The organism is Nocardia pseudovaccinii NBRC 100343 (assembly GCF_001613225.1).
In the GTDB taxonomy this organism is placed as follows: Bacteria; Actinomycetota; Actinomycetes; order Mycobacteriales; family Mycobacteriaceae; genus Nocardia; species Nocardia pseudovaccinii.
Window position 1 is genome coordinate 1 of record NZ_BDBY01000124.1, and the last position, 14,253, is coordinate 14,253.

Annotated in this window: 15 protein-coding genes and 1 pseudogene; 13 read left to right on the forward strand and 3 right to left on the reverse strand. The window is 62.5% G+C overall.

Annotated features, from left to right (window positions below; all coding sequences use genetic code 11):
* Window positions 1-238: 238 nt before the first annotated feature.
* Complete coding sequence (locus NP3_RS14935; RefSeq protein WP_063041733.1) at window positions 239-979, reverse strand: glucose 1-dehydrogenase; 741 nt, start codon at window positions 977-979, stop codon at window positions 239-241.
* A 116-nt stretch (window positions 980-1,095) separates the two neighbouring features.
* Here NP3_RS14935 and NP3_RS14940 point away from each other — a divergent pair.
* From NP3_RS14940 to NP3_RS46170, 4 genes and pseudogenes are all read left to right on the forward strand, one after another.
* A pseudogene (locus tag NP3_RS14940) lies at window positions 1,096-2,182 on the forward strand (NAD(P)H-dependent amine dehydrogenase family protein).
* An 82-nt stretch (window positions 2,183-2,264) separates the two neighbouring features.
* On the forward strand, window positions 2,265-3,125 hold the full coding sequence (locus NP3_RS14945; RefSeq protein WP_063041735.1) for a TIGR03619 family F420-dependent LLM class oxidoreductase: 861 nt from the start codon (window positions 2,265-2,267) through the stop codon (window positions 3,123-3,125).
* 40 nt (window positions 3,126-3,165) lie between these two features.
* Window positions 3,166-3,810 (forward strand): SDR family NAD(P)-dependent oxidoreductase, encoded by a 645-nt coding sequence (locus NP3_RS14950; protein ID WP_084508600.1) that lies wholly within the window; start codon window positions 3,166-3,168, stop codon window positions 3,808-3,810.
* Between the two features lie 420 nt (window positions 3,811-4,230).
* Window positions 4,231-4,377, forward strand: a complete 147-nt coding sequence (locus NP3_RS46170; protein ID WP_063824776.1) for a hypothetical protein — start codon at window positions 4,231-4,233, stop codon at window positions 4,375-4,377.
* Window positions 4,378-4,720: 343 nt separating this feature from the next.
* Here the strand turns inward: NP3_RS46170 and NP3_RS14955 are convergent, their stop codons facing one another.
* Both NP3_RS14955 and NP3_RS14960 read right to left on the reverse strand, forming a co-directional pair.
* On the reverse strand, window positions 4,721-5,611 hold the full coding sequence (locus NP3_RS14955) for an aminoglycoside phosphotransferase family protein (protein WP_063041740.1): 891 nt from the start codon (window positions 5,609-5,611) through the stop codon (window positions 4,721-4,723).
* Window positions 5,608-6,924: an NsdA family TPR-like regulatory protein gene (locus tag NP3_RS14960; protein ID WP_218024859.1), complete on the reverse strand. Its 1,317-nt coding sequence runs from the start codon at window positions 6,922-6,924 to the stop codon at window positions 5,608-5,610. The genes NP3_RS14955 and NP3_RS14960 overlap by 4 nt, the downstream gene beginning before the upstream one ends.
* A 272-nt stretch (window positions 6,925-7,196) precedes the next feature.
* On the opposite strand from NP3_RS14960, the gene NP3_RS14965 reads away from it, so the two are divergent.
* From NP3_RS14965 to NP3_RS15005, 9 genes are all read left to right on the forward strand, one after another.
* Complete coding sequence (locus tag NP3_RS14965) at window positions 7,197-7,631, forward strand: hypothetical protein (RefSeq protein ID WP_157124320.1); 435 nt, start codon at window positions 7,197-7,199, stop codon at window positions 7,629-7,631.
* 174 nt (window positions 7,632-7,805) lie between these two features.
* The gene (locus tag NP3_RS14970; protein ID WP_063041744.1) at window positions 7,806-7,988 is read left to right on the forward strand and encodes a hypothetical protein; all 183 of its coding nucleotides are present in this window, start codon (window positions 7,806-7,808) and stop codon (window positions 7,986-7,988) included.
* Window positions 7,978-8,673: a PEP/pyruvate-binding domain-containing protein gene (locus NP3_RS14975; protein WP_169814503.1), complete on the forward strand. Its 696-nt coding sequence runs from the start codon at window positions 7,978-7,980 to the stop codon at window positions 8,671-8,673. The genes NP3_RS14970 and NP3_RS14975 overlap by 11 nt, the downstream gene beginning before the upstream one ends.
* Complete coding sequence (locus tag NP3_RS14980) at window positions 8,670-9,569, forward strand: hypothetical protein (protein ID WP_063041748.1); 900 nt, start codon at window positions 8,670-8,672, stop codon at window positions 9,567-9,569. The genes NP3_RS14975 and NP3_RS14980 overlap by 4 nt, the downstream gene beginning before the upstream one ends.
* Window positions 9,569-10,228 (forward strand): nucleoside/nucleotide kinase family protein, encoded by a 660-nt coding sequence (locus tag NP3_RS14985; protein WP_157124322.1) that lies wholly within the window; start codon window positions 9,569-9,571, stop codon window positions 10,226-10,228. Before NP3_RS14980 ends, NP3_RS14985 begins: the two co-directional genes overlap by 1 nt.
* 44 nt (window positions 10,229-10,272) lie before the next feature.
* Window positions 10,273-11,262 carry a hypothetical protein gene (locus NP3_RS14990; protein ID WP_157124323.1) on the forward strand — a complete coding sequence of 330 codons (990 nt, stop codon included), beginning with the start codon at window positions 10,273-10,275 and terminating at the stop codon, window positions 11,260-11,262.
* Window positions 11,256-12,167 carry a DUF2797 domain-containing protein gene (locus tag NP3_RS14995; RefSeq protein ID WP_084508601.1) on the forward strand — a complete coding sequence of 304 codons (912 nt, stop codon included), beginning with the start codon at window positions 11,256-11,258 and terminating at the stop codon, window positions 12,165-12,167. Before NP3_RS14990 ends, NP3_RS14995 begins: the two co-directional genes overlap by 7 nt.
* A gap of 22 nt (window positions 12,168-12,189) precedes the next feature.
* Entirely contained in the window at window positions 12,190-12,858 is a 669-nt protein-coding gene (locus NP3_RS15000; protein ID WP_063041756.1) for an HIT family protein, read from the forward strand.
* A gap of 630 nt (window positions 12,859-13,488) precedes the next feature.
* Window positions 13,489-14,055: a hypothetical protein gene (locus tag NP3_RS15005; RefSeq protein ID WP_157124324.1), complete on the forward strand. Its 567-nt coding sequence runs from the start codon at window positions 13,489-13,491 to the stop codon at window positions 14,053-14,055.
* Window positions 14,056-14,253: the final 198 nt, after the last annotated feature.

The window sequence follows — 14,253 nt, forward strand, 5'->3', positions numbered from 1 at the left end:
TGATCGAGCGGCCGGTTGCGGATGGTTCGGCGAAAGGCATTGGTGGCTCCGTATTTCGCGGATGTTCGCAGGTCGATCGGGTTCAGGCCCGCCCGTCCCTGGGTCGCGTTACCGCGACGCTGGCCAGGACAAGCGAGGGGCAACGACACGGGGCCAGACGGGGATCCGGGCGCGGATGTGGCCGGGTGAAGGGACGGAGCCGACCGTCGCCTCCGGAGCACGGGGGCCGCGCGGACACTCAGGAGGTCTTGTGCGGCACGGCGGCGACCAGTCCGCCGTCCACGACGAACTCCGAGCCGGTGGCGTACGAGGATTCGTCGCTGGCCAGAAAGAGTACGAACGTGGCGACCTCGTCAGGCTGGGCGGGCCTGCCCAACGGAATGGTCACCAGGTCGTCGGGGATGTTCTCGGTCATGGGTGTCCGGATCAGGCCGGGATGCAGAGAGTTGACGCGAATCTTGTGGGGCGCCAGCTCGAGTGCGGCCGACTTGGCCAGGCCTCGCACGCCCCATTTCGAGGCCACGTAGCCATGCGCCCAAGGCGCGCCGCGCAGACCTTCGATCGAGGAGACGTTGATGATCGAACCGCCGCCCGCGGCGATCATCGGCGCCACGACCGCACGCATCCCGAGGAAGGTGCCGGTCAGGTTGACATCGATGATCTGACGCCATTTGCCCAGATCGAACTTCCCGAGCGGGCCGCCGTTGACGATACCGGCGTTGTTCACCAGGACGTCGAGCTTGCCGAACGCCTGCAGCGCCTCGTTCACCGCCGCCTCCCACTGCTCCGGCTCACTGACGTCGAGGTGCGCGTAACGCGCTGCATCGCCAAGTGATTCGGCGAGCACCTTGCCCTCGTCGTCGAGGATGTCGCCGATGACGACCTTGGCCCCCTCTGCCACCAGCAGCTCCGCATGCTTGGCACCCATCCCCCGCGCCCCGCCACTGATAAGTGCAACCTTGCCGTCTACACGTCCCATGGCGGACACGCTAACATACCGACTGGAAGCCAATCCAGACTACTGTCCGGAAATATGACCAGAACTCGGAACATGCTTGTTGACCGGCATCGCTCCACTTTTCGCAAGGAGAATCCATGCCCATCCGCGTCGCTCAAGTCGGCACGGGAAACGTCGGGCGCCTAGCGCTGACAGGCCTCATCGAAAGCCCGCGCTACCAGCTGACCGCTGTGTGCGTATCGACGCCCGGCAAGGTCGGACGCGACGCTGGAGAACTCGCCGGACTCGGCGTCACCACCGGCATTGCCGCGGTAGGCGACCTCGACGCGCTACTGGCGACCCGGCCCGACTGCGTCGTGTATTGCGCGATGGGCGACACCCGCGTGCAAGAGGCGATCGAGGATTGCCGACGGCTCGTTGCAGCCGGGGTGAACGTGGTGGGCTCGGCGCCCGGTCTGCTGCAGTACCCCTGGCAGATGCTACCCCGGAAGCACATAGATCCGCTGGAAAAGGCTGCGCAAGCGGGTAATTCGAGCTTGTTCATCACTGGTGTGGACCCCGGGTTCGCCAACGACCTGCTGCCCTTGGCATTGACGGGGAACCTGCCAGACCCTCAAGCAGGTTCGGTGTATGGAAATCGCCGACTATGCCACCTACGACGGAGCGACCGTATTGTTCGATGTCATGGGCTTCGGCATGCCGCTCGCCGAGATCCCAATGCTGCTGCAACCTGGCATTCTGAGCATCGCGTGGGGGCCGGCAATCCATCAGCTCGCCGCCGGACTAGGTGTCACGGTGGACACGATCACCGAACACTACGAGCGGATACCGGCGACCGAGGCGTTCGACATCGCCGCCGGTCATATCCCTCAGGGCGGCGTAGCTGCCCTGCGATTCGAGCTGTGCGGCATGGTCGACGGTCACCCGGCCATCGTCATCGAGCACGTCACGCGCCTGCGCGAAGACCTGTGCCCACAGTGGCCGCAACCCGCACAGGCAGGCGGCTCCTACCGGGTTGAGATCACCGGGGAACCGTCCTACACCGTGGACATCTGCCCGACCAGCCACAAGGGCGATCACAACCATGCCGCCATCGTCGCGGCCGCAGGCCGCATCGTGAACGCCGTACCGGCGGTGGTCGCGGCCGCCCCCGGCATCCGCACGACGCTCGACCTGCCGTTGGTTACCGCACCCGGCGTCCTCGCGGCCCCGGTACACCCGTAGCGATGCTTCCGACCGTCCAGCACTCCTGACTTATTGCGCCTACCCACTATCCGATACTCAGCCGCACGGAGACTCCACCCCTATGCAGTTCTACATCAGCACCGGTTTCCTGGAAACGCGCGAGATATTGCAGATTGCCCGCGCCGCAGACAGTCTGGGCTACGACGGCCTAGGGTTGCCCGATCACGTAGTGAACCTGGCCGACCTGGAAACGCCTTATCCCTACACCAGCAACGGCAAGCGGCGCTGGGAGCCGTTCTCGGACTGGCCCGACCCCTGGGTCCTGATCGGCAGTTTGGCCCAGATCACCACTCGGCTGCGCTTCGTGACCACAGTGTATGTGCCCGCTCTCCGCAATCCCTACTCTGCGGCCAAGGCCATTGGCACAGCCGCAATGCTCGCCGACGGCCGTGTCGAACTAGGCATCGGAGCCGGCTGGTGCAGAGAGGAATTCGAGTTGCTGGGTCAACCGTTCGAACATCGCGGCAGGCGCACCGAAGAAATGATCGAGCTGATGCGCCAGCTGTGGCAGCCCGGCTGGACAGAATTCAGGGGCGAGTTCTACCAGGCCCCGAAGCTGGCGATGAGCCCAGCCGCACCCGCGCCCCCGGTCTATGTCGGCGGCCTGTCCGAGCTCGCGCTGCGCCGGGCAGCGCGTTACGACGGCTGGATCGGCGACCTGACCACCCTCGGCGACGCCGTGAAAACCGTCGAGCGCATACGCCACCACCGAACAACGGACGGGCAGTCCATGACTGGCTACACGATCATGGCGCCCCTGACCGACGCAGTAACAGTCGAGGACTACGCCCGGGCCGAGCGCGGCGGCATCACCCACATTCTTACGATGCCGTGGATGTTCTACTCCGGGGCCGCAGCGACTACCGCCGAGAAGATCCGCGATATGGAACGTTTCCGCCACGACCTGAAACTCGACCGATGACACGCGGCGCCCGATCCCGGCACGGAGCAGTAAGTGCGCGATGAGTTCCCCACAAACCTCACGCTGGTCGATGGCCGAGGCCGCTGACCAGTCCGGCCGCGTCGCCGTAGTGACCTGCTCCAATACCGGCATCGGGCTCGAAGTCGCCAACGCGCTCGCCGCAGAACACGCCACGGTGGTACCAGCTTGCCGCAACCGCGCGTGCCGCCGACGCCGCACGCACATCCTTGCCCCTACGCCGGGCGCGGATGTGGCTGTCACGGAATTGGATACGAGCAGCCTCGCATCGGTCGCGGAATGCGCGCATCGCTTGGGTGAGCGGTGGCCGCGCATCGACCTGCTGATCAATAGTGCCGACGTGATGGCCGCCGAGCATGCGCGCACCGTCGACGGCTTCGAAACGGACTTCGGCACGAACTTCCTCGGGCATTTCGCCCTCACCGCCCACCTGCTCGACGCTGTCACCGCCACGCCCGCCGGGCGGATCGTCACCGTCAGCAGTATCACCCACCACCGCCGCACCGCCAGTTTGGATTTCGATGATCTCGACCTTCGGCGCCGATTCGACCTGGCCGTTGCCTACGCGCATTGTTGGAGGATGCTCGTGCAAACGCCGCCAGGGTGCGCGGCCATTGATGTGCTGATGAGCCGGACGCGGTCAACCGGCGCTGCAACTCGGCAATGAAGGTCATCGATGCCATCTTGGATACGGAATCGCCTGGTCCAACTCGTCTACCAGCCTCGCCCCGGCATGGCTGACCCGCGGGTTCACCCAGAGCCCCGCGGAGGGACCGCGACCGATACTCCGTGCGGACCTCGACACCGCCGCAACCGGAACCGACTTCTTCGGTCGGGGCGGACGGTGGGACCTGGTCAGTCCCGCAGTGCCGGTAACCCTATCCCGCCGAGCACTGGCCCCCCACGGGTGCCCGCCTGTGGCAGGTAGCTCAGCAAATCACCAGTGTCTCCTACCTGAACCGGCCACACCTGGAACCCGGTTAGAACTCTCCATCGCCGACGGACTCGGTCCGAGAGGGATAGCCACAATATTCGCGACAACCGGTCTGGCCAGGGATGCCTTGCCTCGCCGAGGAGGATGATGATCATGAAGACCCGTCTCACCTGCCCGTGTGGTGAATACATCCGGGGCACCGACGAGAACGACCTCGTCGAAAAGACCCGTGCCCACTTGGCCGAGAAGCACCCCGACCACGACTACACGCGCGACGAGATCCTGTTCATCGCATACTGACTCGGCTGGCGGCCGTGGCTATTTCGATGATCGCCGCGACCGGCAATCCAACCGCCCGCCGAACCCGATCACCCCATTCGGCCTTCGGCGAGAAGTCAGATATCGGGCGAGCCTTCCCGATGTCGGGCTCGTTCGGCTGCGGGCATCGGCCTCGCGATCGGATACTTCGCGTGACCATACCCGGGCACGGTTCGCAAACCTCGAAACTCTTGTCTCCCGATGGCTAACGCATCCGAATGTCAAGCATCTCCGTCAGTTTCATACGACAGGAGTCGATGCTGGCGGGCGGCCAGGCGATCGGACGATGTCGGATCTCAATCCGATATAGCTAATACTTCTAAGGCTAATACTTCGCCTTCCATCCCGACCAAGGACGTTCCCCCTCCTTCCCGCGGAGGCACGCCACCCGGTAAGCCGCCTGCTCATGCAGGCTGGCATTCTCGGCCGCCAGTTGCGCCAGCCAGCTGGTCATCCGGAACTCGCGCACATCGCGCAGCAGTTCGAACCCGTCCCACTCCATGATGTCGTGGCCGTAGGCGGTTACGAATTCCTTGTACTCGCCCTCGCTGATCCATCCACAGCTCGCCCAGTTGACGGCCGTCTGCACTGTGTCCCACTCGGGCGGGCCGATACAGAACCGTTCCAGGTCCAGCAGGATTGCTCTACCGTCATCAGCTGTCACAATATTTCCCTCGTGGGCGTCACCGTGGATTGCGCACCACGGCAAGCCATTTGGCAGATTCGCCCAACGCTGTTCCAGTGAGGCCAGGTGCTCGTGCATCCAGACCCTGTCGTCGTCGGTCAGGCTGGGAGCTGCCTCGATCCGCTGATCAAGCCGAACAAACGGCTGCACCCGACCAAGGCCGATATCTGTCGGTGCCGGCAGGTCGTGCAATTGCCGCAGCATGCGCCCAACTTGGGCTGGCCGGCTGATTTCATGTGGCGGCAGTTCGTGCCAGAAGACAACCGGTTGTCCCTCAACCTCGATCGGCTGGGGAAGTTCCCGAATCACGCGAACAGCACGGATGCCGGAATCCTCTAACCAGCGCGATACCACTACCTCACGGCGGGCCGTTTCCAACTGCCCCGGGCGAGAGATTCGCGCGACCACGCCACCAGGCAGCCGGTACACGGCGTTCTCGTTCATGCTGATCACTTCCGCTCTAGCAGCGGAATAACCAACGGCCGCGCAGGCAGATTCGAGGATCAGGCGGGTAGCTGCTTCGCGGCTCATACAGCAGCTATACCACCAAGACGCTGCCGCAGATCGGCCACACCATCCAACCTACGGTGCGGGCCGGCGAGAGTGTTCAGTTCACGCAGATACCACCCTGCCCGTTGCGAACGAACGTGGCAGACGTCGTCGACCGCCGCCTGCCCGATCACGGCGGCCTCTTCTGGTTCGCCGGTTGCCATCACTAGGGACGCCAGCTTCAGACTGGCGAAGGCGCGGGATCGGACGTAGTTGTCGCCATGGCCGTCGACCGCTGTCTGAAGACGGCGCCGGGCCTCGGAGACGAACCTGCCGTGAATCGCCAGATCGTACAAGGCATGTCCGGTATCGCCGCCGTGCTGGGCCGCGTCGTAGTAGCCCATCCAGATCGGATCGTTCTCCGGTCGGCTATTACTGAATTCGTCGTCGGCTTCGCCAACGGCTCGTACGGCATCATCGACACGTTGCAACGTAGCCAGTGCGCGTGCCCGAACTGTATGGATGTTGGCGCGCTCGGTCGCCGTCAGCATGTCAGCTCGGACCAGCGCCAGTTCGGCGAATGTCAGGCCCGTATCGGGATCACCGCACCAGATCGCCTGACGGGCCATTCGTGTCAGCACTTCGGCCCTCAGGTGCGGATCGCCTGCTTGTTCGGCGCAGGTGAGAGCGAGACGCATCATGCGCCGGGCATCGTCGTGTGCGAAGGCATCGAACGCCATCCAGGCTGAGGTATGCCCAAGGAATCCGACCGCGGTATACAAATCCGCGCGGTTGCTGGCCGAGCATCGGGCATTCAATAACTCCACGGCATAGGCCAATTGGGCGGCAACGGCTTCACGAACCAATCCGCCGCCGTAGGTGTTATCCCATGATGAAAACACCTGAGCCGTGTTAAGTACCTGCTGGATCTCGGTCCTGCCCACCAAGGAAGGAACAGGAGTTGGTTGCGTCACCGCCGCCAGTTCCCGCAGTGGCGTGGACGCAGCAAACGCTGTCGCCGTGCCTAGTGCCACACGGAAAAAGTCTGAACGGCGCACAGGTTCCTCCTCTGGTAGATCAGCAACCAGCGCCAGTGGTGAGCGCTGGTCGTAGAATCCAACGTCGTGGTCGGATCCGACCTTGAAGACATGGCGAAAAGCCTCGCGGTAGCGAGGATTCGGCCAGGTTCGTTCGCCGCGTAAGTAGCGGCGAATCGTTTCATCGGTATAGCGGCCGGGTTTGCCGCCAAGTTGTTCGACGCGGGCGTTCAGCAGATCCGCCAGACGCTGCTGCGTCATATTCGCCTCACTCATGAGGCCTTGCAGCTTCATGTTGGGCACCAGCTGTTTGGTCATCGCAGCCTCCCCTTGCGGTGCCGTGGGTACGGATTAGTGGGAAGGGTACGCGCGGCGGGGGTTTCGTGACGATAAACCCCCGGTAGACCCCCCTTTTACCGCCCCGAAACCCCCCGTTTAGCGCGCTTCTGAACGGGGGTCAGTGGTGGGCCTACCGACGTTCGTCCGTAGAGCCCACCCTCGAATCGGCACGTGACACTTCCGGGGTGGCCGACCTCCCCACTTTCGCTGAATACCAGGTGCCCTTGCCAATCTGCCCAGGAGTGGCCCACATGGAGACGGAATTGCTGCTGATCGCGCAACCGACCGCTGTTCGGTGTGCGTGCAACCTGGTGCTGATCAGGCTGTCCCACTGGGGGTTGTCTCATATCTCCTCGGTAATGGAAACGCTGACAACCGATCTCGTTGCCAGTGTGGTGCGCACTATCGGCTCCCCCAAGCCGGACCGACCTGAGCCTGGCGACGACATTCCACTTATTCGCTGCGTCCTGTGGCAGCGCGGTGGCGTCGTCGGTTTCGCGGTTGAGGACCCGACCGATGTAGACATCCCAACCCCGTCCATCGCCACGTTCTATCCGGCCGTCCGGTGGGATCGAACAAGGCTGGGCATCGGCAAGGCCACCTGGTTCGTCGTCCCGGTGCCCTCGACGCTCACCAGACCGCAATCGTCAATCCCTCTACCTCCCAGGAGGTTTGGTCATGTCTGAGTGCCACCTCCGCGTGCTGTTCGACGGTTTTCCGCCCCTCGACTACCGGGCCGACTGCGACGCTGCCCAACGGTTCGTCTTGGCCGCGCCTTCAGTCGGCGCCACGGCCTTCCTTAACGACGATCCACACGATGACCTGCCGCCTTTGCCCTGCGCACGTCTCTGGCGGTGGCCATGACCCGTTCCACCCACACCCGTCGCATTGCCGCCGAACCGCTGACAGCACGACCAAACGAACTGACGATGCGTGACATCGAAATTGTCGCTCGCGTCTTCGGCTTCACCGATCTAAACGCCCTGATCGGCCTCATGACCAGAACTGCCCCAAAAGCGAAGGAGCAACTCCGTGATCGTTGATATTGCCAATGCGCCTCTGGCGCCGAACCTTTGGGGCCACAAGGTGGCCCAGCTCAGCCGGTTGGCCACCGCAGGACTGCCCGTGCCACCGGCACTGTGTCTCCAGCCGGGAGCCGTGACCGGTCTGTGGCGAGGCAGCATCCTTGGTCATTGGCTGTCAGCGCTAACCTCCGATCGGGTCGTGCTGCGTTCGTCGACCCAAGCTGAGGACCGAGTCGATGACGCACGGGCGGGCCAAACCGTGTCACTAACGGACCTCCCACCGTCAGCCGAACACCTGATCCGGGTCATCGAACAGGAGATTGAACCAGATCTGATCCGCTACGACGGTGGGCGCTGCTGCATCCTGCAAGAGCAAATTCCCTGTGTACTGGGTGGCGTCGCCTTCAAGACGCCGGAATCCCTTGTCGTGGAAGGCTGCTACGACACACCACTCGCGACCACGGGCGGGGAGGTGCCCCAACTACGGCTGGTTTGCCGGGATGGCATTCGCGAATGGGAGTTCATCGACCACGATAGGGTGCAATACCAGCGCTTCGCGGTCCAGATCGAAGACCTTGCCACCCGTATCCACGCCATCATGCGGACGCCGGTGGATATGGAGTGGATGTTCGACGGCCGCAGCGTCTTCGTAGTCCAGGCGCGGCCGGTAACAGCCCCTCTGACGAGCGAGGACCAGGCGTGACCATTACCAAAGCCCAAGCCGTCGAACTGTTTCAGCGCTTCCACCTCGATGGGTTGCCCGCCTTCTTGCTTCGCCTGCGTGACAACGATCCGATGGAGGCTATCCGCACTCAGCTGCCGAATACCTCACGGCTAACGCTCCGGGTCTGCGGTGGTGACGAAAACCAGAATCTGCCGCGGATCGTCGGCTGCGACCTGGGCGACGCCGAGCAATGGTTACGTGAGGCCTGTGAGGATGGCGTCAGCACGGTGGTAGTGCAGCCCTATGACGATCTGCTCTTCTCCGTGGAACTAGCGGTGACCGAACGCACCTACGTCACCGAGATGATCCCAGGCATATGGGAATTGGACAACCAGGCCGAACCCACCACCATGATACTGACGCCCGCAGAAGAAGTCGGCGTCCGGCTGCGCGGGCCAGTGGCGGCCCAACCCGCCAAGTACTGGACGATCTCGACCGGCTACATGACGCAGCAGGCTCACATCGAAGACTGGCAGCTGAGCGAAGTTATGTGCTGGGTCGGCGAAAACGCCGGCGAACTGCAGCAGTTGCGGAAGGCGGTCGGCACCGATGCCGTAGGCATCAAACTGCACTACGCCCGCCGATATGGCCTATCGCCGCAGAACATCCACACCAAGGGGCTGTCGATTCCGACCGACGTTCAACCGTCGGCGCTCACACACCTCCCCTTGATCACCTCCATTCAGCAGGGACCGCCCCAAACGAAAGCTGTCCGCCTGGCAGTCGGCATCGGCCGGGAGCGCTACGGGGAGTTATTGACCTTCGCGACCAAGTTGCAGACAGCAGGCGTCACGACGGTGTATGTCCGCTCCGGTCTGCTGTCCCACATGGCAATCACCCTGCGGCAGCAGGGTTTTGACGTAAGGCGATGGTGATGTACTGGATCTCTATCGACGGTGTGGACGGCTCCGGCAAAACCACTCTCGCCCGTCAACTCCAAGCGATCGACCTCAAGCAGACCCGGATCCTGGTGCGGGACGACAAACCGGAACAGGCACTGGACAATTCGCTGTTCGTCAGTCAGCGGCTCACCGCCCTACGCGAACTGGTCTGGGACTACGACGCCAAAGAGGCCGTCTGGGAATACGGCACCCGCTACTGGCTGCACAGCCTCGGCAGCTGGTTCTGGCTGTACTACGAAACCGTCGTCATTCCGGCTGGCCGAGTGGCGTCATTCGTCATCACCGATGGCTGGGCGATCAAGCACTGGGCACGATTTCGGATGCATCAATCACCAGCCATCCGCGATGCGGCTGACCGAGTTTTCCGCGAGTTGCCGTGGCCCGACCGAACCGTACTGCTGCCTCCGGGGACCGTCGCCGGAGACGCACCAACAAGGCAGCTGAAGCCCTCGGAATTCGGCGCGTTCCAATCGGGCGGTGCAACAAACTTCGATACCTACCAGCAGGCCACCTGGGTGCAGATTCGGGAGGTCGCCGAGGACATCGACGACGAACTGACCGACGTCCGCTACACGCCAGCTGGCGAGACGCCGGACGCTGCCTCCTTCCTGCGACTTACCGAGGTCAGCTGATGGTCACGCGACTTGTTCCTCCGACGCCGCCCGCGGATCACACCATGGGTGAGCAGTTGCATCGCTACGTCCTACCGAAGGTGCCGGAGTTGGATCTGAGCGACGTGCAGGCCATCAAGGTGTACGGCTCGCCGTCGCTGGCATTGCTGCTCAATGCCAAGCCGCTGGATGCGAAGCTGTTCAATTGGCGCCGACCGGAGTTCATCCGCCTCGATGGGTTCCTCCACTGCGTCGCCTCGCCCGGCCGCGACTACACCTGGCACTACGCGAAGCTGATAGCCACCGCGGGCCTTATCAGGGGTGAGCAGCGGCCGGTGCTCCTGACCAAACCCAAGCGCTACGAGATGGATTGGTTCATCGACCGCTGGCTACCACATTCACTGCCGAATGCCGATGTGGTCGTCTTCGGCTATGTCCAGCAGCTGTTCGGCCTCGAGGCTGAGGGTGTGCCCTGGAACCGCTGCCACGGCTTCGGATGGAAGCGCATCGACGTTGCGGGGGCATCAGTACTGTTGCTCGGCTGCGAATTCAGTTACTGGGGCGATCTAGCGGGCAGTCTGACAGCCGCCATCCTTCGCCGTGGCCTCACCTCATGGGTGCTATACGTCGGCAAGTTGGGATCGCTCGATCCCAGCCTGGCCCCGAATCAGTGGCTGGCGACCGGACAGAGCTCGGTAGTCGATGGCGTGCCGTTTACCTGGCGAGGCCGACTGCAGTACGTGCGGCCGACAGGGCGGATGCTTCGGGAAATTTTTCACGTGACAGTGCCCTCGGTGATCGATGAGACCCGGGAGTGGGCAGGCGAAGCATCGCAGTCGTGCCAAGTGGTCGATCCGGAAATTGGACACATAGCACGGGCCGCCGTCAAAGCGGGCGCGTCGTTCGACTACCTGCATCTCGTGACGGATAACCTCGTCAAGGACTTCGACCAGGGACTGTACGACGAGCGCTCGAAACACGTTGCATCACAACGGAAATCGCTAGTTATGGAAGCTGAACAAATGATACGAAGGGGTATAATTCAAACATGCTGAGGGGACCATTTTTGTATTGCGGCTTGAGCTGGCGTGAAGATGGCCAATGGTTCCATGAAGCCATTTCACCCGACGGCACAATTGAATACTGGCCGGGTCAAAACAAGCGACTGGCATTTCGAGTAACCGATGAAAGTCGCTACTGCTTAGGCTATTTCACCTTCGCCAATAGGATCGGCACCAGGCAGCCATGCGCAGAGCGGGCCATGGCGAAGACCAGCAAGCAATGCGACCGCTGTCGCTTTCTCGAAGGCTTCTCAACCGTCCACCAACACCAGGGCTCCATCGACGGATTGCCCGCGCAAATTCGGGATTACATCACCCAACCGCACCTGCTCTACATCGCCTGTTTCGGAACTGGGCAGTGCAAGGTGGGAACCGCAGCGCTGTCCCGGAAAAACTCTCGTCTGCATGAACAGGGGGCCATCCTCGCGCGGGTCGTTGCCAGCTCGCCGGATGGCCTCCATGTCCGCCACCTCGAACGGATCGTGTCCGCAGCCGGATTCAAGCAGGCGATGACCAGCAGCGCCAAAACGAACGCCCTCACCGGCACGCCGGATAGATGGTCAACCCTCGAAGGCTCACTCGCTACCGCAGCAGCCAAGGCCATCGAAAGCCTGCCTCCCGACACCAAGATCCTGTACGACACCTGGACTGGTGGTGAGTGGTTCTACAATAAGTTGCTGGATTACGGCCGATTCCTAGAGGCTGCGCCATCATTCGGCGGCGCCGGCGAGTATGTCATCGACGGTGTCGACGCCCTTGGGCACACCATCCTGTGCCATGACGGCGACGGATCGCCAGAACTGGTGGTAGTCAACGACTCCAAGTTCGTCGGCCACCTGGTCGAACTGGACGACACCATCGAAAACAAACCAAGTTCGGCTCAGACCAGCCTGTTCTGACCTTCTTTCATAGGAGTAACCAGTGAGCGCACTGGCGGATATCTGCACCTTCTGCTGCGAGGTGAGCGGCGGGACCAGCTCCAATCTGTTCTACGACCTTGGCATCTCCCAGGAAGGCAGCCGCGACTACATCCTCGATGAGACAGCGCATTTCGTCGTATTTCCCTGCATCGGCGCACTGGTGCCCGAATACGTGCTGATCGTCAGCAAGCGGCACACGCTATCGGCAGGCTGGTTCAATGGCGAGGAGCGAACTGACCTCCAACAGCTGACCGAGCGCTGGACCGGTCGGCTTGGAGGCAATGTAGTGCTGTTCGAGCACGGCAGCTACGACTTCCGAGACAAAGGCGGCGCCTGCTACGACCACGCCCACATCCACCTCATCTCCACCGATGCCCAACCAGAGTCGTTCGTTAGATCTGTGGCCGAGGACGTCGCACTGCACTCTTGTGACGACTGGTTGGGCGCGGCCGTCGACAGCGTTCAGCGCGAGGAGCGGTCGTACCTCGCGATGAGCATCGACGGGTGCGACTACATCGGCAACTCACGGCAGGCACGGTCACAATTCTTCCGGCAGCACCTTGCTGCATGGCTGGGCGCTGAACCAGGTGGGTGGGATTGGTTGGTATATCCGGAGATTGGGCGGGTACAGGGGATGATCGGACGGCATGGGCAGACCTCGGTGACCTGACGAGGGGACGGCTCGATAGAGTGATGGCGGTAATGAGCTGAGCGACCAGCGAAGCAAACCGATACCCCCGATTGAGCCCCGGCCCTGATGGTCCGGGGCTTGATTGGTCTTGGGCATTGATCTCCCGTCCCTGGACGCCTTCCGCCAATGCGCACGTCGGGCTGACTATCAAATCTCCTTGCCTACCAGGTGACGCTGCAGTTCTATGCCGGAACTGGTATACACCCTCAGAGATACGGAATAATTTCACGCAGTGCATTTCTTCCAGGAAGTCGATACTCCGTCGTCCTTCGTGTTTTGTCCTGACCTGCGGCGAGGAATTTTGAGTGGCGGACCGAGTGCTGGTCAAGGTTGCTGGGGAGCCCTGGGATCGGGTGACTTCGCCATTGGATCTTGCTCGATTTCGCGGACTCTGAGGATCGGAGACGGTGAAGGTGGTTCCGCTCTAGCAGCTGTGGGGACGGTGCGCCGACCGGCCGAATGGCGAACGGATACGCCCCTCCCAGTGGTGAACCGCGGCGCGCCCGATACAGCCGTGACAGCGGTTTTGACGTTGTGAAACCCGCAACGATGTCGCCTAGTGCAACGAATTCGGTTGACGTTGGCTTCAGCATCGACAACGATGCGGTCATGTCGAATACGACCACGACAGAAAACTGGTCGCCAGCGGATTCACCTGTGGCCATCGCGGTATCGGAAGCGTATTGGTGGCAGAGCACCATCATGCTCGAAATTCGCCGTCTTCGAGACGATCCGGATCGCCGGGTGCGGGTCAGCTCCCACCAGATCGACGCGCGGCAGCTGGTGTTTGCCCTTCGTCAGTTGATTACCGCAGCGACGCTGATGGAAGACGTGGCCGCGGAGTGCGGCGCCGCGCGGGTGGTTACGGGCATGGCTGGCGCAATCCAGCGGTTCAAGGATGCGCTGCCGGGTGTCAAGGACATGCGCGACGGGCTGATGCACTTCGAGAACTGGTCACGCGGCACTGGCCGTGGTCCTCAGGCAAAGCGGGCGAGGGCCAAAGAGTTGCGGGAGATTGCCAGGGACTATTGGTTATTTGCGTTCGATCGTGAGGCCGACACCCTGTCGATGGGACCGTACGGCTTCAGCGGGGCAGCCGCCGAGCAGGCAGCTCGTGACCTGTACGGGATGATCTACGAGGCCGGACGGGTCCTGGATACCCCAGCGGGACCGTAGGTGCCATAGGGGAACCAGATTTGCCACGTTCGGTCCGCGCAGCGACACGGACGTTGCCTACGTCAGCATGATCGACTTCCTCGCCAGGTCGCGGAAAGCCCTGGTCTCGAAGTCTCCAGATGGGTTGCCGGACAAGATGATTAATGTTCGCTTCGACGGCTGGGTGAGGTGTTGGCCGTCGCTGAGTTTGCGGATGTT